A 24,874-nucleotide genomic window follows, 5' to 3' on the forward strand; every position below is an offset into this window, starting at 1 on the left:
GTGGTGAGTGAGCAAGCCGCTCACTCACCCCACGCGGGCCTTGCGCTCAATACAACGCCGGGCGCCGATCCAGGTGCACATGGTTATGTTCACTGATGGACTTGTGCCAGGCCTGGGCCAGGTCCAGCTCGGCCAGCAGCAACTGCTCGGCTCTGTGCCGATCCTTGCCCGCCAGCGGATAGCCGTCGGCATCGACGATGGTCGAGCCACCCACCCAGTCAACGTCGCGCTCCTGGCCACAGCGATCGCAAGCGGCAACGAACATCCGATTGACCGCCGCGTTGGCCTGTACCCGGATCATCTCCGCCGGGCGTTCGCTGGCCGGGCGCGGGCCGTCCGGCCAGTTCACCGGCGCGCATAAAAGCGCCGCCCCGGCCAGGGCCGGCAGGCGCACCCATTCGGGAAACTCCAGGTCATAGCAGATCATCATGGCGATCGGCCCGAAGCGGGTGGGCACCACCGGTGGCGGTTCGTCGCCGGGGGTGAAGATCAGGTTTTCCTGATCCCACAGGTGGGCCTTGCGATACACCGTCAGCGTTCCTTCGGGCTCGATCAGCGCCGCGCTGTTGGCCACCCGCTCCTCATCCAGGCGCTCGCAGAAGCCACCGACGATCACCACCTGCAGCTCTTCGGCCAGGGTTTTCCACAGGCTCAGGGTCGGCCCGTCGAGGGTTTCCGAGAGCGCCAGCGCTTCTTTCCGGTCGCGGAACACATAGCCGCTCTGCACCAGTTCCGGCAGCACCACCACCTGGGCGCCACGGGCAGCGGCCTGGCGGATGGCCTCGGTGCTGAGGGTGCGGTTGTAGTCCAGGTCGCCGATCCGTGGTGCCAGTTGCTGGCAGGCCACTTTCAGGGATGTCTGGGGGATCATTGCGCGCCTCCTTCCAGTTGCTGTTCGCTGGCCTGGATGGCCAGGCGTTCGGCTTCCAGGTCCAGGTTACGGGTCAGGCCCCAGTAGACCAGCCCGGCCACCGCCAGGCCAATCACGAAGGCAATGTCGGCGCCGCCCAGGGCCTGGGACAGCGGCCCCTGATAGAAGCTCAGGGACATGAACGGCACCATCGCCAGCAAGCCGAGGAAGTAGGCCAGCAACCCGGCGCTGGACCAGCGGCCATAGATGCCGGCGGGATTGAAGATGTGGCTGATGGCGTAATGGCCTTTGCGTACCAGGTAGAAGTCCGCCAGGTTGACCGCGGTCCAGGGCACCAGGAAGTACAGCATCAGCAGGACAAAGGTGTTGAAGCTGCCCAGGTAGCTTTCGGGAATGTTCATGGCGATCAGGAAGATCACCACCGCCACCAGCAGGATGCCGGTCACCCGGCTCTTGAGGTTGGGCTTGATCGACTTGAAACCGTCAATGGCGCTGATGCCGGTGAGCATGGCGCCGTAGCAGTTGACCGCCATGATGCCCACCAGCGCCGGCACCGCGATCAGCACGGTGAAGGTGCCAAAGCCGGGAATCAGGGTGTTGCCCACTTCGCGCACGCTGGCGATGGCGTCCGGCGAGGGCAGGGCGGACGCCAGGAAGGCCCCCAGGGACATCAGCCACAGGGCCGAGCCGGCGGCGCCCAGGTAGGTCCAGAAAATCACCTGGCGCGACGGCGTCTGGTGCGGCAGGTAGCGCGAATAGTCGGAGACGTACACCGAATAGCTGATCTGGTAGCCGGCGGCGGCCGACAGCTGGATCAGGAACGCCGACCAGGAAAAATGCGCATCGGCCACGGCGGAGTCGGCCTGCAGGGTCAGCAGGGCGCTGACGGTGAGCACCGCGAACACGCTGATCATCACGTAGGTCAGCCAGCGCTGCACGGTATGCAGCAGGTCATGGCCGACCACCGCGATCAGCACCGCCACGGCGATCATCAGGCTGTACCAGGGCGCCCGGGCCCCAGGAATCACCGTGTTGATGGCGTCGGTGGCGAGGATCACGTTGAACACGTTGAAGCCGATGTAGACGAACACCACCGCGGTGAACGGCACGATGGCGCCCCGCAGGCCGAACTGCGCGCGGGACTGGATCATCTGCGGCAGGCCCATGCGCGGGCCCTGGTTGGCGTGGAAGGCCATGCAGAAGGTGCCCAGGCACACGCCGATGACGATCGCCAGAATGGCGTAGGGCAGGGCCAGGCCCAGGGCCGCGCCGGTGAAGCCGGTGACCATGGTGGTGAGCACGAAGTTGCCGGTGAACCAGAACGGTCCCTGGTGCCAGACCTTGCCGTGGCGCTCGTTGCGCGGCACGTAGTCGATGGAACGGGTTTCGATCGCAAGGCCGGGAGACTGGGCCTTTTCGGTGACGCAAGACTGAGTCGTCATGGGTGGAGCCTTTGTTTTTATAGGTCGACCCCGGAGTCTCGGATAAAGGTGGCAGATGTTGAATCAGCAGGGGCAAATAATCAGTTCAGGAATTTGTGAACTGATGCTTTGGCTGGCCAGCCAGTTCCCGTGTAGGAGGGCGTGTCGTTCTAGGAGCCGGCTTGCCGGCGAAGGCGCCCGTGAGACCGGCGCCTGGCTTGCGGGCCTCTTCGCTGGCCAGCCAGCTCCTACGGGGCGAGAGGTGCTCTGGCTATTGTAGGAGCCGGCTTGCCGGCGAAGGCCCCCGTGAGATCGGCGCCCGGGTTGCGGGCCTGTTCGCTGGCCAGCCAGCTCCTGCGGGGCGAGAGGTGCGCGGGCAATTGTAGGAGCCGGCTTGCCGGCGAAGGCGCCCGTGAGATCGGTGCCCGGCTTGGGGGCCTCTTCGCTGGCCAGCCAGCTCCTACGGGGCGGGAGGTGCGCTGGCTATTGTAGGAGCCGGCTTGCCGGCGAAGGCGCCTGTGAGAGCGGCGCCCGGCTTGGGGGGCTGTTCGCTGGCCAGCCAGCTCCTACATGCGGAGGGGATGGGTCAGGCGCTCATCACGGTGCGGATGTCCGCTGCCAATTCGCGCACGCGCTCTTCTTCGGTGTCCCAGGAGCACATGAAGCGCGCGCCGCCCTTGCCGATGAAGGTGTAGAAGCGCCAGCCCCTGGCGGTCAGGGCGGCAATCGCCGGTTCCGAGAGTTGCAGGAACACGCCGTTGGCCTGCACCGGGAACATCAGCTCCACGCCAGGGATGTCGGCCACCAGCTGGGCCAGCAACTGTGCGCAGTGATTGGCGTGGCGGGCGTGCTTGAGCCAGGCGTCGTTTTCCAGCAGGCCGACCCAGGGCGCCGAGAGAAAGCGCATTTTCGAGGCCAGCTGGCCGGCCTGTTTGCAGCGGTAGTCGAAGTCTTCCGCCAGCTTGTGGTTGAAGAACAGGATCGCTTCCCCCACCGCCATGCCGTTTTTCGTGCCGCCAAAGCACAACACGTCGACGCCGGCCTTCCAGGTCAGCTCCGCCGGGGTGCAGCCGAGGAAGGCGCAGGCGTTGGAGAAGCGCGCGCCGTCCATGTGCAGGTTCAGCCCCAGTTCCTTGCAGGTGGCGCTGATGGCGCGGACTTCTTCCGGGGTGTAGACGCTGCCCACTTCGGTGGCCTGGGTCAGGGTCACCACCCGCGGCTTGGGATAGTGGATGTCCTGGCGCTTGAGGGCGATCTCGCGGATCGATTCCGGGGTCAGCTTGCCGTTCTGGGTGCCGGCGATCAGCAGCTTGGAACCGTTGGAGAAGAACTCCGGGGCGCCGCATTCGTCGGTTTCGACGTGGGCGGTTTCCGAGCAGATCACGCTGTGATAACTCTGGCACAGCGACGACAGGGCCAGGGAGTTGGCGGCGGTGCCGTTGAAGGCGAAGAACACTTCGCAGTCGGTTTCGAACAGTTTGCGGAAATGATCCGAGGCGCGAGCGGTCCACTGATCGTCGCCGTAAGCGCGCTCGTGGCCGTGGTTGGCCTGCTCCATGGCGGCCCAGGCTTCGGGGCAGATGCCGGAGTAGTTGTCGCTGGCGAATTGTTGGCTCTTGTCGGTCATGGCCGGCTCCGTGGTCGATGATGGTGCGCACTTTACCCAAGATTAATGGCTCAGCACACGCTCTGTTTATGCAGGAATAATGCAGGGCCCATAAGGATTTATGCGTGATGCGATGCTGAAAACCGACAACAGCCAGCGCGATGGGGCGCTGGATGCACTGAAGTGGCTGGCACTGCTGAGCATGGTGCTGGATCACCTGCGGTATGTGGGCCTGAGCCTGGACTGGCTGTATGTGCCGGGGCGGCTGGCGTTTCCCTGGTTCTGTCTGGCCATGGCGGTGAATCTGACGCGCCTGAGCGAGCGTGCCGGACGCCCGACCGGGCAATGGCGCTACCTGGGCTGGCTGCTGCTGTTCAGCGCGCTGAGTGAGATCCCCTATCGGCTGTTCGTGCCTGATCCCGACACCTTGAATGTGCTGCCGACCCTGGCCCTGGGCTTGCTGGTGGCCCGGGGCTGGCAGCAGCGTCGGGGACTGGATCGGGGGCTCGGCCTGTTGGCCCTGGTCCTGGCCTTGGGGGGCAGTGAGTGGCTGATGTTTGGCGCCTTCGGGGTGTTGCTGCCACTGGCCTTGCTGCTGGTGCTGCGCCGCCCCTGGTATTTCAGCCTGCTGCCTGGAGCGCTGTGCCTGGCGGCCAACCAATGGGAAACCTTGTTCCCGGCGGCGCGCCTGGGCAATCCGGTGGCGACCTGCGGTATTGCCGTTTGTCTGCTGGCGCCGTGGCTGGGAGTGAGGCTGCTGCGGGGGCTGCGTGGCAGGTCGGTGCCGGCGATGCGGCGCTGGGCCTACCTGCTGTACCCGGCGCACTTTCTCCTGCTGCTGGCCCTGCGCCAACTCCTGTAGCCGCTGCCGCAGGCTGCGAACGGCTTGGGCGGCATTGCGACGTAGCAGGCGCGGCGATCTTGAGGGTGTAGAGGTGTGGCTGGAGATCGCCAGGCAAGGTCCTGCGGACCTTTTCGCAGCCTCGCCGAAGCTCGGCAGCGGCTACAGAGGTTTTGTAGCCGCTGCCGCAGGCTGCGATCGGCTTGGGCGGCATTGCGACGCAGCAGACGCGGAGATCCTGAAGGCGCCGATCCAGAGCCTTCACTGGACAGCGGTCCGAGGCATTTGTCCGTGGGCGCCAAGGCATGTCGTAAACGCACCTTTGCGTGGCGTCCATAGGCATTTGAGTTCCCCTTGCCGGTCATACCATCGCATCCAAAGGGCGCAGCTTTAAGGCTGGCCTCACCGAGACGAAAGGCGCAGCGCCGCCGCTGGGAGAGACGTGATGTTCAGCAAGCAAGACCAGATCCAGGGTTACGACGATGCACTGCTGGCGGCGATCAATGCCGAGGAACAACGCCAGGAAGATCACATCGAGCTGATCGCGTCGGAGAACTACACCAGCAAGCGGGTGATGCAGGCGCAAGGCAGCGGGCTGACCAACAAGTACGCCGAAGGCTATCCGGGCAAGCGCTACTACGGTGGCTGCGAGCATGTGGACAAGGTCGAGGCCCTGGCCATCGAGCGTGCCAAGCAGCTGTTCGGCGCCGATTACGCCAACGTCCAGCCGCACTCCGGTTCTTCCGCCAACAGCGCGGTGTACCTGGCCCTGCTGCAGGCCGGCGACACCATCCTTGGCATGAGCCTGGCCCATGGCGGTCACTTGACCCACGGCGCCAAGGTGTCGTCTTCGGGCAAGCTGTACAACGCCGTGCAGTACGGTATCGACACCACCACCGGGCTGATCGACTACGACGAAGTCGAGCGCTTGGCCGTGGAACATAAGCCGAAGATGATCGTCGCCGGTTTCTCGGCCTACTCCAAGACCCTGGACTTCCCGCGTTTCCGGCAGATCGCCGACAAGGTCGGTGCGCTGCTGTTCGTCGACATGGCCCACGTCGCCGGGCTGGTGGCCGCCGGTCTGTATCCCAACCCGCTGCCCTATGCCGACGTGGTCACCACCACCACCCACAAGACCCTGCGCGGTCCCCGTGGCGGCCTGATCCTGGCCAAGGCCAACGAAGAGATCGAGAAGAAGCTCAACGCTGCGGTGTTCCCGGGTGCCCAGGGCGGTCCGTTGATGCACGTGATCGCCGCCAAGGCGGTGTGCTTCAAGGAAGCGCTGGAGCCCGGGTTCAAGGTCTACCAGCAACAGGTGATCGACAACGCCCAGGCCATGGCCGGCGTATTTATCAAACGCGGCTACGATGTAGTGTCCGGTGGCACCGACAACCATCTGTTCCTGGTCAGCCTGATCCGTCAGGGCCTGACCGGCAAGGATGCCGACGCCGCCCTGGGCCGCGCCCACATCACCGTGAACAAGAACGCCGTGCCCAACGACCCGCAGTCGCCGTTTGTCACCTCCGGCCTGCGCATCGGCACCCCGGCGGTCACCACCCGCGGATTCAAGGTCACCCAGTGCACCGAGCTGGCGGGCTGGATCTGCGACATCCTCGACCACCTCGGCGATGCCGACGTCGAGGCCAATGTCGCGCGCCAGGTGGCAGCCCTGTGCGCTGATTTCCCGGTTTACCGCTGAGAGCCGCAACTGGAGCAATGACTATGCAACGCTATTCGGGCTTCGGCCTCTTCAAGCACTCTCTCAGCCACCATGAAAACTGGCAGCGCATGTGGCGCACGCCGACCCCGAAGAAGGTCTATGACGTGGTCATCGTCGGCGGTGGCGGGCATGGCCTGGCCACGGCCTACTACCTGGCCAAGGAACACGGCATCACCAACGTCGCGGTGGTGGAAAAAGGCTGGCTGGGCGGCGGCAACACCGCGCGCAACACCACCATCGTGCGTTCCAACTACCTGTGGGACGAGTCGGCGCAGCTCTACGAGCACGCCATGAAGCTGTGGGAAGGCCTGTCCCAGGACCTCAACTACAACGTCATGTTCTCCCAGCGCGGGGTCTACAACCTGTGCCACACCCTGCAGGACATCCGTGATTCCGAGCGTCGGGTCAGCGCCAACCGCCTCAACGGCATCGATGGCGAGTTGCTCAACACCCAGCAGGTGGCGGATGAGATCCCCTACCTGGATTGTTCGAAAAACACCCGTTATCCGATCCTCGGTGCCACGGTCCAGCGCCGTGGCGGCGTGGCCCGTCACGATGCCGTGGCCTGGGGCTTTGCCCGGGCTGCCGACGCCCTGGGCGTGGACCTGATCCAGCAGACCGAAGTCATCGGTTTTCGCAAGGAAAACGGCGTGTGCATCGGCGTCGAGACCAACAAGGGCTTTATCGGCGCCAAGCGCGTCGGTGTGGTCACCGCCGGTAACTCCGGGCACATGGCCAAGCTCGCGGGCTTCCGCCTGCCGATCGAGTCCCACCCGCTGCAAGCCCTGGTGTCGGAGCCGATCAAACCGATCATCGACAGCGTGATCATGTCCAACGCGGTGCACGGCTACATCAGCCAGTCGGACAAGGGCGACCTGGTGATCGGCGCCGGTATCGACGGTTGGGTCGGCTACGGCCAGCGCGGCTCCTACCCGGTGATCGAGCACACCATCCAGGCCATCGTCGAGATGTTCCCGATCCTTTCCCGAGTGCGCATGAACCGCCAGTGGGGCGGCATCGTCGACACCAGCCCGGATGCCTGCCCGATCATTTCCAAGACCCCGGTGCCGAACATGTTCTTCAACTGCGGTTGGGGCACCGGCGGCTTCAAGGCCACCCCGGGCTCGGGCAACGTGTTTGCCGCAAGCCTGGCCAAGGGCGAGATGCATCCATTGGCCGCCCCTTTCTCCATCGACCGTTTCCACAACGGTGCGCTGATCGACGAACACGGCGCTGCTGCGGTCGCCCACTAAAAGGACAACTCCCTATGTTGCATATCTTCTGTCCTCACTGCGGCGAGCTGCGCTCCGAAGAGGAATTCCATTCGTCCGGCCAGGCCCACATTCCCCGGCCCCTGGACCCCAACGCCTGCACCGACGAGGAGTGGGGCGACTACATGTTCTTCCGCGACAACCCCCGCGGCCTGCACCACGAGTTGTGGATTCACGCCGCCGGTTGCCGCCAGTACTTCAACGCTACCCGCGACACCGTGACCTACGAAATTCTTGAAACCTACAAGATAGGCACCAAACCGCAGTTCACCGCCAAGGCTGCTGGAGAGAAGGTATGAGCCAGACCAATCGCCTGTCCAACGGCGGACGCATCGACCGCAACAAAGTCATCACCTTCACCTTCAACGGCCAGAGCTACAAAGGCTTTGAAGGCGACACCCTGGCCTCGGCCCTGCTGGCCAACGGCGTGGACATCATCGGTCGCAGCTTCAAGTACTCCCGGCCTCGGGGCATCTTCGCCGCGGGCTGCGAAGAGCCCAACGCGGTGCTGCAGATCGGCGCCACCGAAGCCACCCAGATTCCCAACGTGCGCGCCACTCAACAGGCGCTGTACCAGGGCCTGGTGGCCACCAGCACCAACGGCTGGCCCAGCGTCAACAACGACATGATGGGGATTCTCGGCAAGGTCGGCGGCAAGCTGATGCCGCCGGGCTTCTACTACAAAACCTTCATGTACCCGCAATCGTTCTGGATGACCTACGAGAAGTACATCCGCAAGGCGGCGGGCCTCGGTCGCTCGCCCACCGAGAACGATCCGGACACCTACGACAACATGAACCAGCACTGCGACGTGCTGATCGTTGGCGCCGGCCCGGCCGGCCTCGCCGCCGCCCTGGCCGCTGCCCGCAGCGGCGCCCGGGTGATCCTCGCCGATGAGCAGGAAGAGTTCGGCGGCAGCCTGCTGGACAGTCGCGAAAGCCTGGACGGCAAGCCGGCGGTGGAGTGGGTGGCCAGTGTGGTCGCCGAGCTCAAGTCGCTGCCGGACGTGTTGCTGCTGCCACGGGCCACGGTCAACGGCTACCACGACCATAACTTCCTGACCATCCACGAGCGCCTCACCGATCACCTCGGCGACCGCGCGCCGATCGGCCAGGTGCGCCAGCGTATCCATCGGGTCCGCGCCAAGCGCGTGGTGCTGGCCACCGGCGCCCATGAGCGGCCGCTGGTCTACGGCAACAACGACGTGCCGGGCAACATGCTGGCCGGTGCTGTGTCCACCTACGTGCGTCGCTACGGCGTGGCCCCGGGCAAGAAACTGGTGCTGTCCACCAACAACGACCACGCCTACCGCGTGGCCCTGGACTGGCTCGACGCCAGCCTGCAAGTGGTGGCCATCGCCGATGCGCGGCACAACCCCCGCGGCGCCCTGGTGGAAGAAGCCCGGGCCAAGGGCATTCGCATCCTCACCTCCAGCGCGGTGATCGAGGCCCGTGGCAGCAAGCACGTGACCGGCGCGCGCGTAGCAGCCATCGACGTCAAGGCGCACAAGGTCACCAGCCCCGGCGAATGGCTCGACTGCGACCTGATCGCCAGCTCCGGCGGCTACAGCCCGGTGGTGCACCTGGCCTCGCACCTGGGCGGCAAGCCGGTGTGGCGCGAAGACATCCTCGGTTTCGTGCCCGGTGAAGCACCGCAGAAGCGCGTGTGCGTCGGTGGCATCAACGGCGTCTACAGCCTCGGCGACACCCTGGCCGACGGTTTCGAAGGCGGTGTGCGCGCCGCCAGCGAAGCCGGGTTCCAGAGCGTCGAGGGCGTGTTGCCCAAAGCCCTGGCCCGCCTGGAAGAACCGACCCTGGCGCTGTTCCAGGTGCCCCATGAAAAAGGCACCGCTCGCGCGCCCAAGCAATTCGTCGACCTGCAGAACGACGTCACCGCCGCCGCCATCGAACTGGCGACCCGCGAGGGCTTCGAGTCGGTGGAGCACGTCAAGCGCTACACCGCCCTGGGCTTCGGCACCGATCAGGGCAAGCTGGGCAACGTCAACGGTCTGGCCATCGCCGCTCGTTCGCTGAACGTCAGCATTCCGCAGATGGGCACCACCATGTTCCGCCCGAACTACACGCCGATCACCTTCGGCGCCGTGGCTGGGCGTCACTGCGGGCACATCTTCGAGCCGGTACGCTTCACCGCGCTGCACGCCTGGCACGTGAAGAACGGCGCCGAATTCGAGGACGTCGGTCAGTGGAAGCGCCCCTGGTACTTCCCGAAAAACGGCGAAGACCTGCATGCCGCGGTCAAGCGTGAATGCCTGGCGGTGCGCGACAGCGTCGGCCTGCTGGACGCCTCGACCCTGGGCAAGATCGACATCCAGGGCCCGGACGCCCGGGAGTTCCTCAACCGCATCTACACCAACGCCTGGACCAAGCTCGACGTGGGCAAGGCCCGCTACGGCCTGATGTGCAAGGAAGACGGCATGGTCTTCGACGACGGCGTGACCGCCTGTCTGGCCGACAACCACTTCCTGATGACCACCACCACCGGCGGCGCGGCGCGCGTGCTGCAGTGGCTGGAAATCTACCAGCAGACCGAATGGCCGGACCTCAAGGTGTACTTCACCTCGGTCACCGACCACTGGGCCACCATGACCCTGTCGGGCCCCAACAGCCGCAAGCTGCTGAGCGAAGTCACCGACATCGACCTGGACAAGGACGGCTTCCCGTTCATGACCTGGAAGGAAGGCCTGGTGGGCGGCGTGCCGGCGCGGGTGTTCCGTATCTCGTTCACCGGCGAGCTGTCCTACGAGGTCAACGTCCAGGCCGACTACGCCATGGGCGTGCTGGAGCAGATCGTCGAGGCTGGCAAGAAGTACAACCTGACCCCCTACGGCACCGAAACCATGCACGTGCTGCGGGCCGAGAAGGGTTTCATCATCGTTGGCCAGGACACCGACGGCTCGATGACCCCGGACGACCTGAACATGGGTTGGTGCGTGGGCCGGACCAAGCCGTTCTCGTGGATCGGCTGGCGCGGGATGAACCGTGAAGACTGCGTGCGCGAGGAGCGCAAGCAACTGGTGGGCCTCAAGCCGATCGACCCGACCCAGTGGCTGCCGGAAGGCGCGCAACTGGTGTTCAACCCCAAGCAGGCGATCCCGATGAGCATGGTCGGTCACGTGACCTCCAGCTATGCCCACAACTCCCTGGGTTATTCCTTTGCCCTGGGCGTGGTCAAGGGCGGCCTCAAGCGCCTGGGCGAGCGGGTCTTCGCGCCCCTGGCCGATGGCCGGGTGATCGAGGCGGAAATCGTTTCCTCGGTGTTCTTCGACCCCAAAGGCGACCGCCAGAACATCTAAGGCACAACACGCCCATGTAGGAGCTGGCTTGCCAGCGAAGGCGGCCTCAAGGCTGCCACAAGGCCCAAGGGCCTCTTCACCGGCAAGCCGGCTCCTACAAGGGCGTTATCAACAGAATTCAGGACAGGTGCTCTATGACCGCAGTCAACGTTTACCAACAGCGCCCCACCACCGGGGCCAAGGCCGAGTCGCCCCTGCACCACGCCGACCTGCCGAGCCTGGTGGGCAAGGGCCGCAAGAACGCCGGTGTGATCCTGTGCGAGAAAAAACTCCTCGGTCACCTGACGATCCGTGGCGACGGCCACGACCCGGCCTTCGCCGCCGGCGTGCACAAGGCCCTGGGCATCGAATTGCCGGGCGCCCTGAGCGTGGTGGTCAAGGGCGAGAGCAGCCTGCAATGGCTGGGCCCGGATGAGTGGCTGCTGATCGTGCCCAGCGGCGAAGAATTCGCCGCCGAGCAGAACCTGCGCGCCGCCCTGGGCGACCTGCATATCCAGATCGTCAACGTCAGCGGCGGCCAGCAGATCCTCGAACTGTCCGGCCCCAACGTGCGTCAGGTGCTGATGAAGTCCACCAGCTACGACGTGCACCCCAACAACTTCCCGGTAGGCAAGGCGGTGGGCACGGTGTTCGCCAAGTCGCAACTGGTGATCCGCCGTACCGGCGAAGACACCTGGGAGCTGCTGGTACGCCGCAGCTTCTCCGATTACTGGTGGATGTGGCTGCAGGATGCCGCGGCCGAATACGGCCTGAGCGTCCAGGCCTGAACCCCGCTTGGCCTGGTAGGAGCGAGCTGGCTCGCGAACTCGCGAAGGATGGATTTCCCGGAAGACCACAGCACCCTTGGATTTTTCGCGAGCAAGCTCGCTCCTACAGAGAATCGACCGCGTTGCGGTTGCCCCAACGAACAGGAGTTACTGCCCATGAGCCGCGCCCCCGATACATGGATTCTCACCGCCGACTGCCCCAGCGTGCTCGGCACGGTGGACGCGGTGACCCGCTTTCTGTTCGAGCAGGGTTGCTACGTCACCGAGCACCACTCCTTCGATGACCGGCTCTCGGGTCGCTTCTTCATCCGCGTGGAATTTCGCCAGCCCGACGGCCTCGACGAACAAGGCTTTCGCCGGGGCCTGGCCGAGCGCGCCAAAGCCTTCGAAATGAACTTCGAACTGACCGCACCGCACTATCGGCCGAAGGTGGTGATCATGGTCTCCAAGGCCGATCACTGCCTCAACGACCTGCTCTATCGCCAGCGCATCGGCCAGTTGCCCATGGACGTGGTGGCGGTGGTGTCCAACCACCCGGACCTCAAGCCCCTGGCCGACTGGCACCAGATTCCCTACCACCACTTCCCCCTCGACCCCAACGACAAGCCGTCCCAGGAGCGTCAGGTGTGGCAGGTGATCGATGAGTCCGGCGCCGAACTGGTGATCCTTGCCCGCTACATGCAAGTGCTGTCGCCGGAGCTGTGCCGCAAGCTCGATGGCAAGGCGATCAATATCCACCACTCGCTGCTGCCGGGCTTCAAGGGCGCCAAGCCTTATCACCAGGCCTACAACAAGGGCGTGAAACTGGTGGGCGCCACCGCGCACTACATCAACAACGACCTGGACGAAGGCCCGATCATCGCCCAGGGCGTGGAGGTGGTGGACCACAGTTACTACCCTGAAGACCTGATCGCCAAGGGGCGCGACATCGAGGGCCTGACCCTGGCCCGGGCAGTGGGCTACCACATCGAGCGGCGGGTGTTCTTGAACGGCAACCGCACGGTGGTGCTCTGATGATTCTTGGGGCTGCTGCGCAGCCCTTCGCGAGCAAGCTCGCTCCTACAGGCGTTGCGCCTGTTTGCGCGAAAACGATTTTGAAAACGAAACAGCATCCGTACCCGAGCAATCCACGTGTTTCCCCCTTTGGGTAACGCGGTTCCATAACAACAACAGCGAGGTGAAAGCATGTCTGGTAATCGTGGTGTCGTGTATCTGGGCAGCGGCAAGGTCGAGGTACAGAAAATCGACTATCCAAAAATGCAGGACCCGCGCGGCAGGAAGATCGAGCACGGCGTCATCCTGCGCGTAGTCTCCACCAACATCTGCGGCTCGGACCAACACATGGTCCGCGGCCGTACCACCGCCCAGGTCGGCCTGGTCCTGGGTCATGAAATCACTGGCGAAGTGATCGAGAAGGGCAGCGACGTCGAGAACCTGAAGATCGGTGACCTGGTGTCGGTGCCGTTCAACGTCGCGTGCGGGCGCTGCCGCTCCTGCAAGGAACAGCACACTGGGGTCTGCCTGACCGTCAACCCGGCCCGCGCCGGTGGCGCCTACGGCTACGTCGACATGGGCGACTGGACCGGTGGCCAGGCCGAGTACGTGCTGGTGCCTTACGCCGACTTCAACCTGCTGAAACTGCCGGATCGCGACAAGGCCATGGAGAAGATCCGCGACCTGACCTGCCTCTCCGACATCCTGCCCACCGGCTATCACGGCGCGGTGACTGCCGGCGTTGGCCCGGGCAGCAGCGTCTACATCGCCGGTGCCGGCCCGGTCGGCCTGGCCGCCGCTGCGTCTGCGCGCCTGTTGGGGGCGGCGGTGGTGATTGTCGGCGACGTCAACCCGGTGCGCCTGGCCCACGCCAAGGCCCAGGGGTTTGAAATTGCCGACCTGTCCAAGGACACCCCGCTGCACGAACAGATCGCCGCCCTGCTGGGCGAGCCGGAAGTCGATTGCGCGGTGGACGCCGTGGGCTTCGAAGCCCGTGGCCACGGCCATGCCGGTGCCCAGCACGAGGCTCCGGCCACCGTGCTCAACTCGCTGATGGGCGTGGTGCGTGTGGCGGGCAAGATCGGTATTCCCGGCCTGTACGTCACCGAAGACCCGGGCGCGGTGGACGCCGCGGCGAAGATGGGCAGCCTGAGCATCCGCTTCGGCCTGGGCTGGGCCAAGTCCCACAGCTTCCACACCGGCCAGACCCCGGTGATGAAGTACAACCGCCAACTGATGCAGGCCATCATGTGGGACCGCATCAACATCGCCGAAGTGGTGGGCGTGCAAGTCATCAGCCTCGACGACGCCCCGCGCGGCTATGGCGAGTTCGATGCCGGCGTGCCGAAGAAATTCGTCATCGACCCGCACAAGCTGTTCAGCGCTGCCTGAAGACCGTCAGCCTTTGGGTTGAAGCCTGCCAATAACGAAAAACGCCGCCTTCTCTTGCCGAGAACGCGGCGTTTTTTCTGTGGCGAGGGAGCAAGCTCCCGCACGGCCGGCCGGCGCCCCGGCGCGTAGCGGTCGTAAAACCTACTGGCGCGGCTTGTCAGGCTCACCGCGTAGACGCTACTGGGGGGCGCTGCGCACCCCAGCGGGAGCAAGCTCCCTCGCCACATCCAGCGGTTGCAGTCAGGCGATCAGCGTGGCGCGCAAGCGCCGTCCCAGCACATCCATCAGGTCGCAGCCATCGCGCAGGGGAATGGCGCAGAGCTGGGCCAACTCCTGGGCCAGTACCGGGTCCTTGCCCAGCGCATCGCTCAAGGCCAGTTGCTCCAGGACCTGGGTCACGGCGCGGATACGGAAGGCGGCGGCTTCATGGAGCACATCCAGCGGCGCCTGGGTATCGATCAGTAGAGAGGGAATGTTGCAGTCGTGGCCGGTGATCGGCATGTAACGGTTCATTCGATAACACTCCTGTGTCGTCTTCCTGAATGCCGCCACTCATTTGTCGCCAAGCATTGGGTGGCAGCTGTACGCAGGTTGGCGAACCGGAGACACAAGAACCCGGCAGACCCGAAGGTCTCCCGCGCACAGCTGCCATAAAGCAACGGATGCGCATGCGCTCACGTTTTCCACTGTGCGCGGAAACCGTGTACGCCTTGTATCTGACGGGTCGCCAAACCCGGTCGCCATCTCGGCGACCGGCGGACTATAAGCCGCCGGCGCAGGGGCGGCAAGGCGTTGGGGGGTGGATGTCTTGCAGGAGGTTTCGTCCGCTGTGGCGTCGCTGAACGTGCACGAGGTCCTGTTCACGAGTCGGGTCCACTGAAATCGGTTGACCGAAAAAGGCAAAGCTCCCAGAATGCATTTCGTGGCCACAACGTAGCTACAAATAACTAATAGAGGTGATACCTTGGCTGCATTACTGAAAACCACTGATGTGCGTTGCCGCATAGACGAGGACTTGAAGGTGAGTGCTACTGCTGTGCTGGAAGCCTGCGGGCTGAGCCTCAGTGAGGCCATGCGCCTGTTCCTGCGTCAGGTTGTGGCCGTGCAGGGACTGCCTTTCGAAGTGCGTGTCCCATCGGAGAAAACCGCTCGTGCCATGGCGCAGGCGCGTGAGATTCGACGTCAGTACGATTCGATCGACGAGATGTTGAGGGATGCTGATGGCGAAGCCGGAGAAGAAGCAAAAGCGCGCTGACCTGCCCAGGCAGTGCGCGCAAACAGCAGAGTTCAAGAAGTCATGGGAGCGCTACCAGCGCGCGGGGCGTCGTGACATGCACGAAGTGCGCAAGGTCATGGTGCTGCTGTTCCTGGGGGAGCCGTTACCGGCCCAGTACCTCGATCATGCGCTGAAGGGGGAGTGGGACGGTTTCAGGGAGTGTCATATCGGTGGCGATTTTCTGCTGATTTATGACGTGGCCCGAGCCGGGCTGGTGACCTTTGTCGATCTTGGCAGCCATGCCGAGTTGTTCAGATAGTTCATACCGACTGAAAAGCCCGCCCATTGGCGGGCTTTTCGTTGCCTGCGAACCCGAGTCGATCAATAGCCCCTGCCCGGGTAGTCGAACCAGTGTTCGCCTCTCAGGATTTCCTTTATGTCGGTCTCGGCCAGGATGCCTGGCGCATCCCGCTCGAAGCGTGAGCGCCACTGGGGCAGCCACCAGTAATTGAGCGCCGTGCCTCTTGGTATCAGCACCAGGGTCAGGACGGGGCGGTCCATGGCCCTGCGCTGGTACAGCTGGTGGCTGCGGTCCATGAGGTCCAGGTAGTAATCGAGGGGCAGGGACAGCATCAGGGCCGTGGTGTGCACCTTTTCGGTCTGGGTTCGCTGTGGGTCCTGCAGCAGGTTCAGGGCTTCGCAGTAGTAACGCTCGGGTTGGCGGGCGAACGGCTGGGCCTCGGCAACGCCAAGAATGCCCAAGGCGCTGCCGTCGTCGCGCCAGTCGGCTCCCTGGCGGTCGCTGAAGTGCTGGCGGATAAAGCCGGTCAGGGGGCCCGGGGCCGTGTTGGTGCATTGGCTGCTATCGATCGGGGTGCCGATTCGCCAGAGCAAGACGGCGATTGCCAGGGCCAGCAGCAGGCCGCTGTAGAGCGCAGCTTTCATAAGAGTCCGTTCGGTGGATGGCGCCAGGCGAGGCGGGGGCTTGCATGGCAGGCAAGGGCCTGCCTGCAAGGAGGCAGCGGGGGGCCTGGGCGCGGAGTTTACCCTGACGGCGCTCGCGGGCAAGCCCGCTCCTACGCCACCAGGTGCCTGTTACAGCGCGGCCAGTTGGCCCTGGTACAGCACCGGTCCGGTGGGTTGGCCGGTGGGCGAGCCGCCGTGGGGCTCAAGGCTTACCGCCAGGGCAATCGGCGTATCGAGCAGGGCGCGCTGGGCCGGGCTCAGGTTGATCTTGCCTTGGCCGCCGACCGGCACCACGCCGAGGGAAATCGGCTGGCCGTCGGCAGGGATCGCCCAGAGTTCCAGGCTGCGGTCCAGGCCGATGGCGGCCAGGGTCAGGGGTTCGACTTGCAGGTACTGGGCATGGGCCTTGATCCGCAGGGCCGGTTGCTGGTCGGCGCTGAGCAGGGTGGCGCTGTAGCGCACCTGGTCGCTCTGCTGGATAAAGCCGATGTACAGGGTCGCCAGCACGGCGCAGGCGGCAAGCGCCAGGCGCAGGCGCATCCACAGCGGTTTCTTCTGCGGTACGTGCAGCACTTGCGGTTCGATGCGTGCCTGGATGCCCGCCCAGACCCGTTCCGGCACCGCCGCTTCAGGCAGGGCTTCGGTCAGGCTGGCGAGGCTTTCCTGCCACTGCGCCAGTTCTTCGCGCAGGGCGGCGTCGTCCAGCAGGAGCATTTCGAAGCGCCGGCGGGCGGCGCCCTGCATCAGGCCGATGGCGTAGTCGGCGGCCAGGGCGCGGCGGCGTTCAGGGGTTCGATAGTTCATGATTCAAGGCACCGGCGCAGGCGTTCCATGCCCCGACGAATCCAGGATTTGACCGAGCCCAGGGGCGCGGCCAGGTGTTCGGCCAGCTCCGAGCAGGACAGGCCCTGGAAGTAGGCCACGGTGATGGATTGGCGCTGCATGCCGTCGAGGCTGTCCAGGCAGCGGTTCAGGGCCCGGGCGGCGCGGGCGCTGTCCAGTTGGTCGTGGGCCGAAGGGCTTTGATCCTCCAGCTGTTGTTCTTCGAGTTCGCCCAGGGGCCGTTCGCGCTGTTTGCGCAACTGGTCGATGGCCTGGTTGCGGGTGATGTTGACCATCCAGGTCAGGGGCGCGGACAGGTGCGGCTGGTAGCGCACGGCGTTGTTCCAGATGCGCACGAAGCTTTCCTGCAGCACTTCCTCGGCCAGATCGCGACGGCCCATGAAGCGCAGGGCAACGCCATGCAGGCGCGGGGCAACCATGCGATAGAGGGTTTCGAAGGCCCGGCGATCACCCAGTGAACACTGGGCCAGCAGGTGCCGCAGCTGATCGGTGTCGAGGCTCGAGATGGCGATTCTCCTGACAGGAACTGGGACAAGGGCCAGCGACAAGCGCCGACCGACGCAGCCAGAGATTAGTCCAGGGTGGGTGGTTGTTCCATTCACGTCCTGCTGCCTCATGCCGGAGCCCGAAGGTGGCGCTTGTGGACGATATACGCAGCAGCAGCGCAGCTGGATGCAGGCGCCGGACGGCAGGGCAGGCGCTGGAACATTCGCCTGGGGTTTCAGTCAAAACACCGGTTTCCCGCCGCCCGAGTCCGGACGGTTTCCCGCCCCATGAGGTTGTTTCGATGAATATTCCACGCGGTTTTGCCCTGGCTACCCTGATGACCCTGGCAGCCGGTTCGGCGTTGGCCGGCGGTTTCAGCTTGAGCGATGCGGCCAACGCCATTGCCGGCATGCAGGGCGGCGACAAGGCCGCTGCCGCCGCGCCGACTTCCCAGACCGCCGGCCTGCTGGGCACCCTGGCGCAACTCAATGTCACCCCTGAGCAGGCCATCGGTGGCACCGGCGCCATGCTCGGCCTGGCGAAGAATCAACTCAGCAGCACCGACTATTCGCAACTGAGCCAAAGCGTACCGGGCCTGGACCAGCTCTCGGGCAGCAACGCCCTGGGCAGCCTGGGCGCCTTGAGCGGCCTGCTCGGCCAGTCTTCCGGCAACAGCGCCGGCCTGGGCAGCGCCCTGGGCAACGTCAAGGACACCCAAGACCTGAACAACGCCTTTGGCGCCCTGGGCATGGACAGCGGCATGATCGGCCAGTTTGCGCCGCTGATCCTGCAGTACCTGGGCCAGCAGGGCGTTGGCGGTTCCCTGCTGCAAAGCCTGGGCGGCATCTGGGGCGTGAACCAGTAACGCCTCCCGGCCCCGGCGCGATCGGCGTCGGGGCCATCGGTGGCGGAGCGCTCGATGTCGAAGCTTCCCCCCGAGCCCTGAAACTTTACCTTTGCGCAGTTTTCGCCCCATCCGGCCTGTGCTATATCTCGCGCCCCGTTTTCCAAGGAAGCTTGAACGCGATGTTCATGGATGCACTGAAGATGTCTCTGCCCGCCGATGCGGTGCTCGGTTTCATGCTCTACATGCTGGGCGCTGCCCTGGTGTTTGCCCTCTACGCGTTCATCTACACGCGCCTGACCCCCTATAACGAATTCGCCCTGATCCGCCAGGGCAACAGTGCCGCTTCCATCGCCCTGTCCGGCGCCTTGCTGGGCTTTGCCATTCCGGTGGCCAGCGCGATTTCCCATTCCATTTCGATCATCGACTTCCTGCTCTGGGCCGGCATCGCCGCGGTGGTGCAATTGCTCACGTTCCTGGTGGTCAGCCTGACCCTCAAGGGCCTGTCCCAGCGCATTGCCAACCAGGAAAACGCCGCGGCGATCCTGGTGGCGGCGGTGTCTGTCGGTGTCGGCCTGCTGAATGCGGCCTGCATGACTCCATCGGTCTGAGGGCGCCGGCATGAAACGCAGTAAAAGCGTGCGCCTGGTGCTGCTGGGCAGTGTGCCGTTCGCCCTGGTTGCCTGTGACGGCCAGCCTCAGGCAACCCGCGAAGTGCGCCAGACCCAGCATTTCAGCAGTGTCCGCGACTGCGTACTGGCACAGGTTCCGTCCGCGATCTGCCAGGCCGCTTTCGATGATGCCCGCGAGCGTGGAGAGCTGATAGCGCCGCGTTATCTCGACCTGCAACGCTGTGAAGACGACTTCTTCGCGGGCAACTGCATGGTGTCCAGAGACAACCGCGCCTACGTGCCGATTGCCAAGGGCCTCGCCCTGACCACCCAGCGCACGGTGCCGGTTCAGCCCGAGGACGAACAACCCGAGCAGGCCAGCTCCAGCAGTTCGAGTGGTGGTGGTGGTGGTGGTGGTGGTGGTGGTGGTCACTCCTATGGCGCCCGCGCAGGTTCCAGCTTCTGGCGCTGGATCGGCCTGGATTCCACGCCCGAGCCGCGCTATTTCAGCGAGACGCTGTACAAGGAGCGTGACGGTCGGGGCGGCTCGCAACTGAGCACCCTCAGCCAGCAGGTGGAGGCCGGCAAGACCTTCTCCGGCGCCAACGGTGGACGCTTCGGCATTTCCAGCCCGGACCACTTCACCAGCGCCGGCAATCCCCTGGCCGGTGCCCATGAAGTGGTCAGTCGTGGCGGCTTCGGTTCCTCCAGCCGCAGCAGTTGGAGCTTCGGTTCTTGAAGCGCATCCCCAGCACCCCGCGTGCGGATTGGCAGGCCACGGCGCAGCAGTTGGGCTTTGCCTTCCACACCTTCGACGGCGAGCCGTACTGGGACGAGTCGGCCTACTACCGCTTCAGCCTGCGGCAGATCGAGGACGACCTGGAAGACCCGACCCGGGAACTGCACGAGCTGTGCATGGCCCTGGTGGCCGAAGTGGTGGACAGCGAAGCCTTGCTGGAGCGCCTGGCGATCCCTGCGGCCTTTCATGACTTGATCCGCCAATCGTGGAAGCAGGGTGACCCCCATCTCTACGGGCGCATGGACCTGTGCTACGACGGCACGGGCCCGGCCAAGCTGCTGGAGACCAACTACGACACGCCGACTTCGCTGTATGAGGCGAGCTTCTTCCAATACGTCTGGCTTGAGCAGCAGTTGCAGCGCGGGCAGTTGCCGGCTGGCTGCGATCAGTTCAACAGCATCGAAGACAAGCTGCTGCAGGCCTTCGTCCAGGGCGGCTTCAAGTCGCCGATGCACTTTGCCTCGGTGCGGGACTCGCTGGAGGATCGCGGCACCGTCGAATACCTGCGCGACATTGCCCGTCAGGCGGGCCTGGGCACGCGCCTGATCAATATCGAGGACATCGGCCTGAATGCCGGTGGGCGTTTCGTCGACCTGCTGGAGATGCCCATCGACAGCCTGTTCAAGCTCTATCCCTGGGAACAGCTGTTCACCGAAGCCTATGGCCCGGCGCTTGCCGGCAGCGGCACGCAGTTTGTCGAGCCGCCGTGGAAGGCGATTCTTTCCAACAAGGGCGCGCTGGCCCTGCTCTGGGAGCGGCATGCGGGGCACCCGAACCTGCTGCCGGCGTTCATCGACGACGATCCCGCTGCCAGCCTGGGCCCGGGCTGGGTGCGCAAGCCGTTCTTTTCCCGAGAGGGCGCCAATGTGGAAATCTGCACCGAGGGCGGTGAGCGCCTGATCGAGGCCGGGCCCTATGGCGGGCCGTGCATCCGCCAGCGGTTTCACCCGCTGCCGGTGTTTGCCGGCAACCACACGGTGATTGGCAGTTGGGTGATTGGCGATCAGCCGGCGGGGATTGGCATTCGCGAGGACCACTCGCCGATCACCAAGGACAGCAGCCGCTTCCTGCCCCATGTGATCAGCGATTGATCAGCGGCGTTCGCTCAGCAGTTCGCTGATGCGCTGGTCCTTGTCGGTCCACAGCCGGTTGACCCAGTCCTGCACCTGCTGGCGGAACGCCGGGTCGTTTTCGTAATCGCCGTGCCACAGCGCCGGGTCCAGCTCGCGGGTGCGGATGTCGATGATCACCTTGGGCACGCTGCCGCTGATCAGGTCCCAGAAACCGGGAATGCGTTGCTGGGGATAAACCACGGTCACGTCCAGCACCGCGTCCAGCTGTTCGCCCAGGGCCGCGAGGACGAAGGCCACGCCGCCGGCCTTGGGCTTGAGCAGGTGCTGGAAGGGCGAGTCTTGCTGCTGGCGCTTGGCCTCGGTGAAGCGGGTGCCTTCCAGGTAGTTGACCACGGTCACCGGCTGGCGCTTGAACAGCTCGCAGGCCGCCTTGGTGATCTCCAGGTCCTTGCCTTGCAGCTCCGGGTGCCTGGCCAGGAACGCCTTGCTGTAGCGCTTCATGAAGGGGTAGTCCAGGGCCCACCAGGCCAGACCGAGGAACGGCACCCAGATCAGCTCCTTCTTGAGGAAGAACTTGAAGAACGGCGTGCGCCGGTTGAGGGTCTGGATCAGCGCCGGGATGTCGACCCAGGACTGGTGGTTGCTCACCACCAGGTAGGAGGTGTCGACCCGCAGGCCTTCGCCGCCGCGAATGTCCCAGCGGGTCGGGATGCACAGGGCGAAGATCAGCTTGTCGATCTCGGCCCAGGTCTCGGCGATCCACATCACCGCGGCCGAGGCGTAATCGCGCAGGCGTCCCGGCAGAACCAGCTTGAGCAGGGCAAACACCATCAGCGGGCCGAACAGCACCAGGGTGTTGAGCAGCAGGAGCAGGGTGACGAAACAGCCGGTGAGCAGGCGGCGCATAAGGCACTCTTTGCAATCTTTTGGGCGCGCCATGATAAGCAGCTTCGGTGGGCAGGCCAAATTTTAAGCGGCAAGCGGCAAGCGGCAAGCGGCAAGCGGCAAGCTCCAAACTCCAAGCTCCAAGCTCCAAGCTCCAAGCTCCAAGCTCCAAGCTCCAAGCTTGAGGCTTGAGGCTGCTTCTATACGAACCAATTCGTTGGCTGCGGTCTAAAATCCCGCTGCCCCTCTCTTCAAGGAATCCACTGTCGTGAAATCTGTCCTTGCTCTTGTTTCGCTGTTGGCGCTGCCGGTGATGGCCGCCGAGCCGACGCTGTATGGCCGTTACGAATACATCCGCCTGCCGGAAATCGGCGAAACCCTGCAGGCCAAGATGGACACCGGGGCCCTGACCGCGTCGCTGTCGGCCAGGGATATCCAGACCTTTACCCGCGATGGCGAGGACTGGGTGCGTTTCCGCCTGGCGACCAAGGATGCCGGGAACAAGGTCTACGAGCACAAGGTGGCGCGCATCAGCAAGATCAAGAGCCGCGCCGACGAGGGCGATGAGGCTGAAGAACCGCAGTCGGCCAAGCGCCCGGTAGTGGAGCTGGAGATGTGCCTGGGCAACGTCAAGCGCACGGTGGAGGTCAACCTCACCGACCGCAGCAGCTTCAACTATCCGCTGCTGATCGGTGCCAAGGCGCTGCGGGAATTCGGTGCGGCGGTGAACCCGGCGCGGCGCTACACCGCGGATAAACCCGACTGCTGATTGACGGCTTACCAGGCATCCGGCACCGTTCGCCCACTGAATTTGCGTGCTTGGATGCCATGCCCCATATCCTGATTGTCGAAGACGAAGCGGCCATTGCCGACACCCTGATCTTCGCCCTGCAAGGCGAAGGCTTCACCACCACCTGGCTGAGCCTGGGTCATGCGGCCCTGGAGCATCAGCGGGCAACCCCGGCGGACCTGATCATCCTCGATATCGGCCTGCCGGATATCAGCGGCTTTGAAACCTGCAAACAGCTGCGCCGCTTCAGCGAGGTGCCGGTGATGTTCCTCAGCGCCCGGGACGGTGAGATCGACCGGGTGGTGGGCCTGGAAATCGGCGCCGACGATTATGTGGTCAAGCCCTTCAGCCCGCGGGAAGTGGCGGCGCGGGTCAAGGCGATCCTCAAGCGCATGGCTCCGCGAGCGGCTCCCGAGGCAGCCCCGGCGCTGTTCGTCATCGACGCCGAGCGGGTGCAGATCAGTTACCGGGCCCAGCCCCTGAGCCTGACCCGGCATGAGTTCCGCCTGCTGCAATGCCTGCTGGAGCAGCCCGAGCGGGTGTTCAGCCGCGAGCAGTTGCTCGATGCCCTGGGGGTGGTGGCGGACGTGGGCTACGAGCGCAATATCGACAGCCACATCAAGAGCCTGCGGGCCAAGCTGCGCCTGGTGGCGGCCGAGGCCGAGCCGATCCAGACCCATCGCGGCCTGGGCTACAGCTACAGCCCGAGCCACGCCTGATGACCTTGGGCATCCGCATCTTCCTGGTCTATTTGCTGTTCATCAGCCTGACCGGCTATTTCGTGCTGAGCACGGTGATGAAGGAGATCCGCCCCGGCGTGCGCCAGTCCACCGAGGAAACCCTGGTGGACACCGCCAACCTGCTGGCGGAGATCCTGCGGGACGATTTCAAGGCCGGCACCCTCAGCGAGAACCGCTGGCCGCAATTGCTGCGGGCCTACGGCGAGCGGCAACCGGCGGCGACCATCTGGGGCCTGCCGAAGAATCAGGTCAACCACCGCATCTACGTCACCGACGCCAAGGGCATCGTGGTCCTGGACTCCAGTGGCCTGGCGGTGGGTCAGGATTATTCGCGCTGGAACGACGTGTACCTGACCCTGCGCGGCCAATATGGCGCGCGTTCGTCGCGCTCGCTGGCCGACGATCCCAATTCCTCGGTGATGCACGTGGGCGCGCCGATCCGCGACAACGGCCAGATCATCGGCGTGGTCACCGTGGCCAAGCCCAACAGTTCCCTGCAGCCCTACGTCGACCGTACCGAACGCCGCCTGCTGTGGTACGGCGCCGGGCTGATTGCCATGGGCCTGCTGTTTGGCGCCTTGCTGTCCTGGTGGCTGAGCGCGGCGTTGCGACGCATGACCGCCTACGCCCTGGCGGTCAGTGAAGGGCGCCGCGCCGAGCTGCCGCACTATCGCGGTGGCGAGCTGGAGCAACTGGCAACGGCGGTGGAACGCATGCGCACCCAGCTCGAAGGCAAGGCTTATGTCGAGCGCTACGTGCACACCCTGACCCACGAACTGAAGAGCCCCCTGGCGGCGATTCGCGGGGCGGCGGAACTGCTGCAGAGCGAGATGCCCCTGGAGCAGCGCCAGCGCTTCGTCGGCAATATCGACAGTGAAAGCGCGCGCATGCAGCAGTTGATTGAACGCCTGTTGAACCTGGCACAAGTGGAGCAGCGCCAGGGCCTGGAAGAGCGGGTCAGCGTGCCCCTGGCGCCGCTGTGCAAGGAGCTGCTGAACAGCCAGCACGGGCGTATCGAAGGCAAGCAGCTGCAGGTGCAACTGCGGGTGCCGGCGGACCTGGCCTGGTCCGGCGAGCCGTTCCTGCTGCGCCAGGCCCTGGGCAACCTGCTGACCAACGCCCTGGATTTCAGCCCCGTGGGTGGCCTGTTGCGCTGCTCGGCGCAGCGGGTGGAGGACGGCGTGGAACTGGTGCTGTTCAACCAGGGCGAGCCGATTCCGGACTATGCCCTGCCGCGCCTGTGCGAGCGCTTCTATTCCCTGCCGCGCCCGGACAGCGGGCGCAAGAGCACCGGCCTGGGGCTGAATTTTGTCGAGGAAGTGGTGCAATTGCATGGCGGCCAGATGCGCATTGAGAACGTTGCGGGTGGGGTGCAGGTGACCTTGCGGCTGCCCTGAGTGGGGATTCTCCACAGAGTCTCCACATT

Annotated in this window: 25 protein-coding genes; 17 read left to right on the forward strand and 8 right to left on the reverse strand. The window is 64.8% G+C overall.

Annotation, left to right across the window (positions count from 1 at the left end; translation table 11 throughout):
- Window positions 1–46: 46 nt before the first annotated feature.
- The 3 genes from L1O02_RS02500 to L1O02_RS02510 form a co-directional block, all read right to left on the reverse strand.
- Window positions 47–871 (reverse strand): nitrilase-related carbon-nitrogen hydrolase, encoded by an 825-nt coding sequence (locus tag L1O02_RS02500; RefSeq protein ID WP_235759492.1) that lies wholly within the window; start codon window positions 869–871, stop codon window positions 47–49.
- Window positions 868–2,313, reverse strand: coding sequence for a cytosine permease (locus L1O02_RS02505; protein ID WP_060841443.1), 1,446 nt, complete (start codon window positions 2,311–2,313; stop codon window positions 868–870). Before L1O02_RS02505 ends, L1O02_RS02500 begins: the two co-directional genes overlap by 4 nt.
- Before the next feature lie 565 nt (window positions 2,314–2,878).
- Window positions 2,879–3,919: a low specificity L-threonine aldolase gene (locus tag L1O02_RS02510; protein ID WP_060841442.1), complete on the reverse strand. Its 1,041-nt coding sequence runs from the start codon at window positions 3,917–3,919 to the stop codon at window positions 2,879–2,881.
- A 100-nt stretch (window positions 3,920–4,019) separates the two neighbouring features.
- On the opposite strand from L1O02_RS02510, the gene L1O02_RS02515 reads away from it, so the two are divergent.
- From L1O02_RS02515 to fdhA, 8 genes are all read left to right on the forward strand, one after another.
- Window positions 4,020–4,760, forward strand: coding sequence for a TraX family protein (locus L1O02_RS02515; protein WP_235759494.1), 741 nt, complete (start codon window positions 4,020–4,022; stop codon window positions 4,758–4,760).
- Between the two features lie 424 nt (window positions 4,761–5,184).
- On the forward strand, window positions 5,185–6,438 hold the full coding sequence (locus L1O02_RS02520) for a serine hydroxymethyltransferase (protein ID WP_235759497.1): 1,254 nt from the start codon (window positions 5,185–5,187) through the stop codon (window positions 6,436–6,438).
- A 23-nt stretch (window positions 6,439–6,461) separates the two neighbouring features.
- A complete protein-coding gene (locus tag L1O02_RS02525; protein WP_060841439.1) occupies window positions 6,462–7,712 on the forward strand; it encodes a sarcosine oxidase subunit beta family protein in 1,251 nt (416 codons plus the stop codon).
- 14 nt (window positions 7,713–7,726) lie between these two features.
- Window positions 7,727–8,029 carry a sarcosine oxidase subunit delta gene (locus L1O02_RS02530; RefSeq protein WP_011063902.1) on the forward strand — a complete coding sequence of 101 codons (303 nt, stop codon included), beginning with the start codon at window positions 7,727–7,729 and terminating at the stop codon, window positions 8,027–8,029.
- Window positions 8,026–11,043, forward strand: a complete 3,018-nt coding sequence (locus L1O02_RS02535; RefSeq protein ID WP_060844821.1) for a sarcosine oxidase subunit alpha — start codon at window positions 8,026–8,028, stop codon at window positions 11,041–11,043. The genes L1O02_RS02530 and L1O02_RS02535 overlap by 4 nt, the downstream gene beginning before the upstream one ends.
- Window positions 11,044–11,177: 134 nt before the next feature.
- Window positions 11,178–11,810 (forward strand): sarcosine oxidase subunit gamma family protein, encoded by a 633-nt coding sequence (gene soxG, locus L1O02_RS02540; RefSeq protein WP_235759499.1) that lies wholly within the window; start codon window positions 11,178–11,180, stop codon window positions 11,808–11,810.
- Window positions 11,811–11,966: 156 nt separating this feature from the next.
- Window positions 11,967–12,824, forward strand: coding sequence for a formyltetrahydrofolate deformylase (gene purU / locus L1O02_RS02545; protein WP_235759501.1), 858 nt, complete (start codon window positions 11,967–11,969; stop codon window positions 12,822–12,824).
- A gap of 171 nt (window positions 12,825–12,995) precedes the next feature.
- Complete coding sequence (fdhA, locus tag L1O02_RS02550; RefSeq protein ID WP_047289632.1) at window positions 12,996–14,195, forward strand: formaldehyde dehydrogenase, glutathione-independent; 1,200 nt, start codon at window positions 12,996–12,998, stop codon at window positions 14,193–14,195.
- A 240-nt stretch (window positions 14,196–14,435) separates the two neighbouring features.
- Here fdhA and L1O02_RS02555 read toward each other — a convergent pair whose 3' ends face one another.
- A complete protein-coding gene (locus L1O02_RS02555) occupies window positions 14,436–14,708 on the reverse strand; it encodes a hypothetical protein (protein WP_047306413.1) in 273 nt (90 codons plus the stop codon).
- Between the two features lie 451 nt (window positions 14,709–15,159).
- Between L1O02_RS02555 and L1O02_RS02560 the strand changes: the two genes are divergently transcribed.
- Both L1O02_RS02560 and L1O02_RS02565 read left to right on the forward strand, forming a co-directional pair.
- Window positions 15,160–15,450, forward strand: coding sequence for a type II toxin-antitoxin system RelB/DinJ family antitoxin (locus L1O02_RS02560; RefSeq protein WP_060841436.1), 291 nt, complete (start codon window positions 15,160–15,162; stop codon window positions 15,448–15,450).
- Window positions 15,416–15,730 (forward strand): type II toxin-antitoxin system YafQ family toxin, encoded by a 315-nt coding sequence (locus L1O02_RS02565; protein WP_060841435.1) that lies wholly within the window; start codon window positions 15,416–15,418, stop codon window positions 15,728–15,730. Before L1O02_RS02560 ends, L1O02_RS02565 begins: the two co-directional genes overlap by 35 nt.
- Before the next feature lie 62 nt (window positions 15,731–15,792).
- Here L1O02_RS02565 and L1O02_RS02570 read toward each other — a convergent pair whose 3' ends face one another.
- The 3 genes from L1O02_RS02570 to L1O02_RS02580 form a co-directional block, all read right to left on the reverse strand.
- Window positions 15,793–16,356, reverse strand: a complete 564-nt coding sequence (locus tag L1O02_RS02570; protein ID WP_108545119.1) for a hypothetical protein — start codon at window positions 16,354–16,356, stop codon at window positions 15,793–15,795.
- A gap of 150 nt (window positions 16,357–16,506) precedes the next feature.
- Window positions 16,507–17,181 (reverse strand): anti-sigma factor, encoded by a 675-nt coding sequence (locus L1O02_RS02575; protein ID WP_060844818.1) that lies wholly within the window; start codon window positions 17,179–17,181, stop codon window positions 16,507–16,509.
- On the reverse strand, window positions 17,178–17,822 hold the full coding sequence (locus L1O02_RS02580; RefSeq protein ID WP_235759502.1) for a sigma-70 family RNA polymerase sigma factor: 645 nt from the start codon (window positions 17,820–17,822) through the stop codon (window positions 17,178–17,180). The genes L1O02_RS02575 and L1O02_RS02580 overlap by 4 nt, the downstream gene beginning before the upstream one ends.
- 185 nt (window positions 17,823–18,007) lie before the next feature.
- On the opposite strand from L1O02_RS02580, the gene L1O02_RS02585 reads away from it, so the two are divergent.
- The 4 genes from L1O02_RS02585 to L1O02_RS02600 all read left to right on the forward strand — a co-directional run bounded on the left by L1O02_RS02585 (window position 18,008) and on the right by L1O02_RS02600 (window position 21,051).
- Window positions 18,008–18,571, forward strand: coding sequence for a DUF2780 domain-containing protein (locus L1O02_RS02585; RefSeq protein WP_060841431.1), 564 nt, complete (start codon window positions 18,008–18,010; stop codon window positions 18,569–18,571).
- A gap of 161 nt (window positions 18,572–18,732) precedes the next feature.
- Window positions 18,733–19,161: a DUF350 domain-containing protein gene (locus L1O02_RS02590; RefSeq protein ID WP_060841430.1), complete on the forward strand. Its 429-nt coding sequence runs from the start codon at window positions 18,733–18,735 to the stop codon at window positions 19,159–19,161.
- Window positions 19,162–19,171: 10 nt separating this feature from the next.
- Complete coding sequence (locus L1O02_RS02595; protein WP_235759504.1) at window positions 19,172–19,900, forward strand: DUF1190 domain-containing protein; 729 nt, start codon at window positions 19,172–19,174, stop codon at window positions 19,898–19,900.
- A complete protein-coding gene (locus L1O02_RS02600) occupies window positions 19,897–21,051 on the forward strand; it encodes a glutathionylspermidine synthase family protein (protein WP_235759506.1) in 1,155 nt (384 codons plus the stop codon). The genes L1O02_RS02595 and L1O02_RS02600 overlap by 4 nt, the downstream gene beginning before the upstream one ends.
- Here the strand turns inward: L1O02_RS02600 and L1O02_RS02605 are convergent, their stop codons facing one another.
- Window positions 21,052–21,939: an acyltransferase gene (locus L1O02_RS02605; protein WP_060844814.1), complete on the reverse strand. Its 888-nt coding sequence runs from the start codon at window positions 21,937–21,939 to the stop codon at window positions 21,052–21,054. It abuts the gene before it with no gap.
- Window positions 21,940–22,186: 247 nt separating this feature from the next.
- Here L1O02_RS02605 and L1O02_RS02610 point away from each other — a divergent pair, with 247 nt between their 5' ends.
- Genes L1O02_RS02610 through creC form a run of 3 tightly spaced genes read left to right on the forward strand, consistent with a single transcriptional unit; the run spans window position 22,187 to window position 24,845 of the window.
- Window positions 22,187–22,687 carry an ATP-dependent zinc protease gene (locus L1O02_RS02610; RefSeq protein ID WP_016963060.1) on the forward strand — a complete coding sequence of 167 codons (501 nt, stop codon included), beginning with the start codon at window positions 22,187–22,189 and terminating at the stop codon, window positions 22,685–22,687.
- A gap of 59 nt (window positions 22,688–22,746) precedes the next feature.
- Window positions 22,747–23,427 carry a two-component system response regulator CreB gene (creB, locus tag L1O02_RS02615; protein WP_060842022.1) on the forward strand — a complete coding sequence of 227 codons (681 nt, stop codon included), beginning with the start codon at window positions 22,747–22,749 and terminating at the stop codon, window positions 23,425–23,427.
- Window positions 23,427–24,845 (forward strand): two-component system sensor histidine kinase CreC, encoded by a 1,419-nt coding sequence (gene creC, locus L1O02_RS02620; protein ID WP_060841426.1) that lies wholly within the window; start codon window positions 23,427–23,429, stop codon window positions 24,843–24,845. The genes creB and creC overlap by 1 nt, the downstream gene beginning before the upstream one ends.
- Window positions 24,846–24,874: the final 29 nt, after the last annotated feature.

It is taken from the genome of Pseudomonas sp. BC42 (assembly GCF_021560055.1).
In the GTDB taxonomy this organism is placed as follows: domain Bacteria; phylum Pseudomonadota; class Gammaproteobacteria; order Pseudomonadales; family Pseudomonadaceae; genus Aquipseudomonas.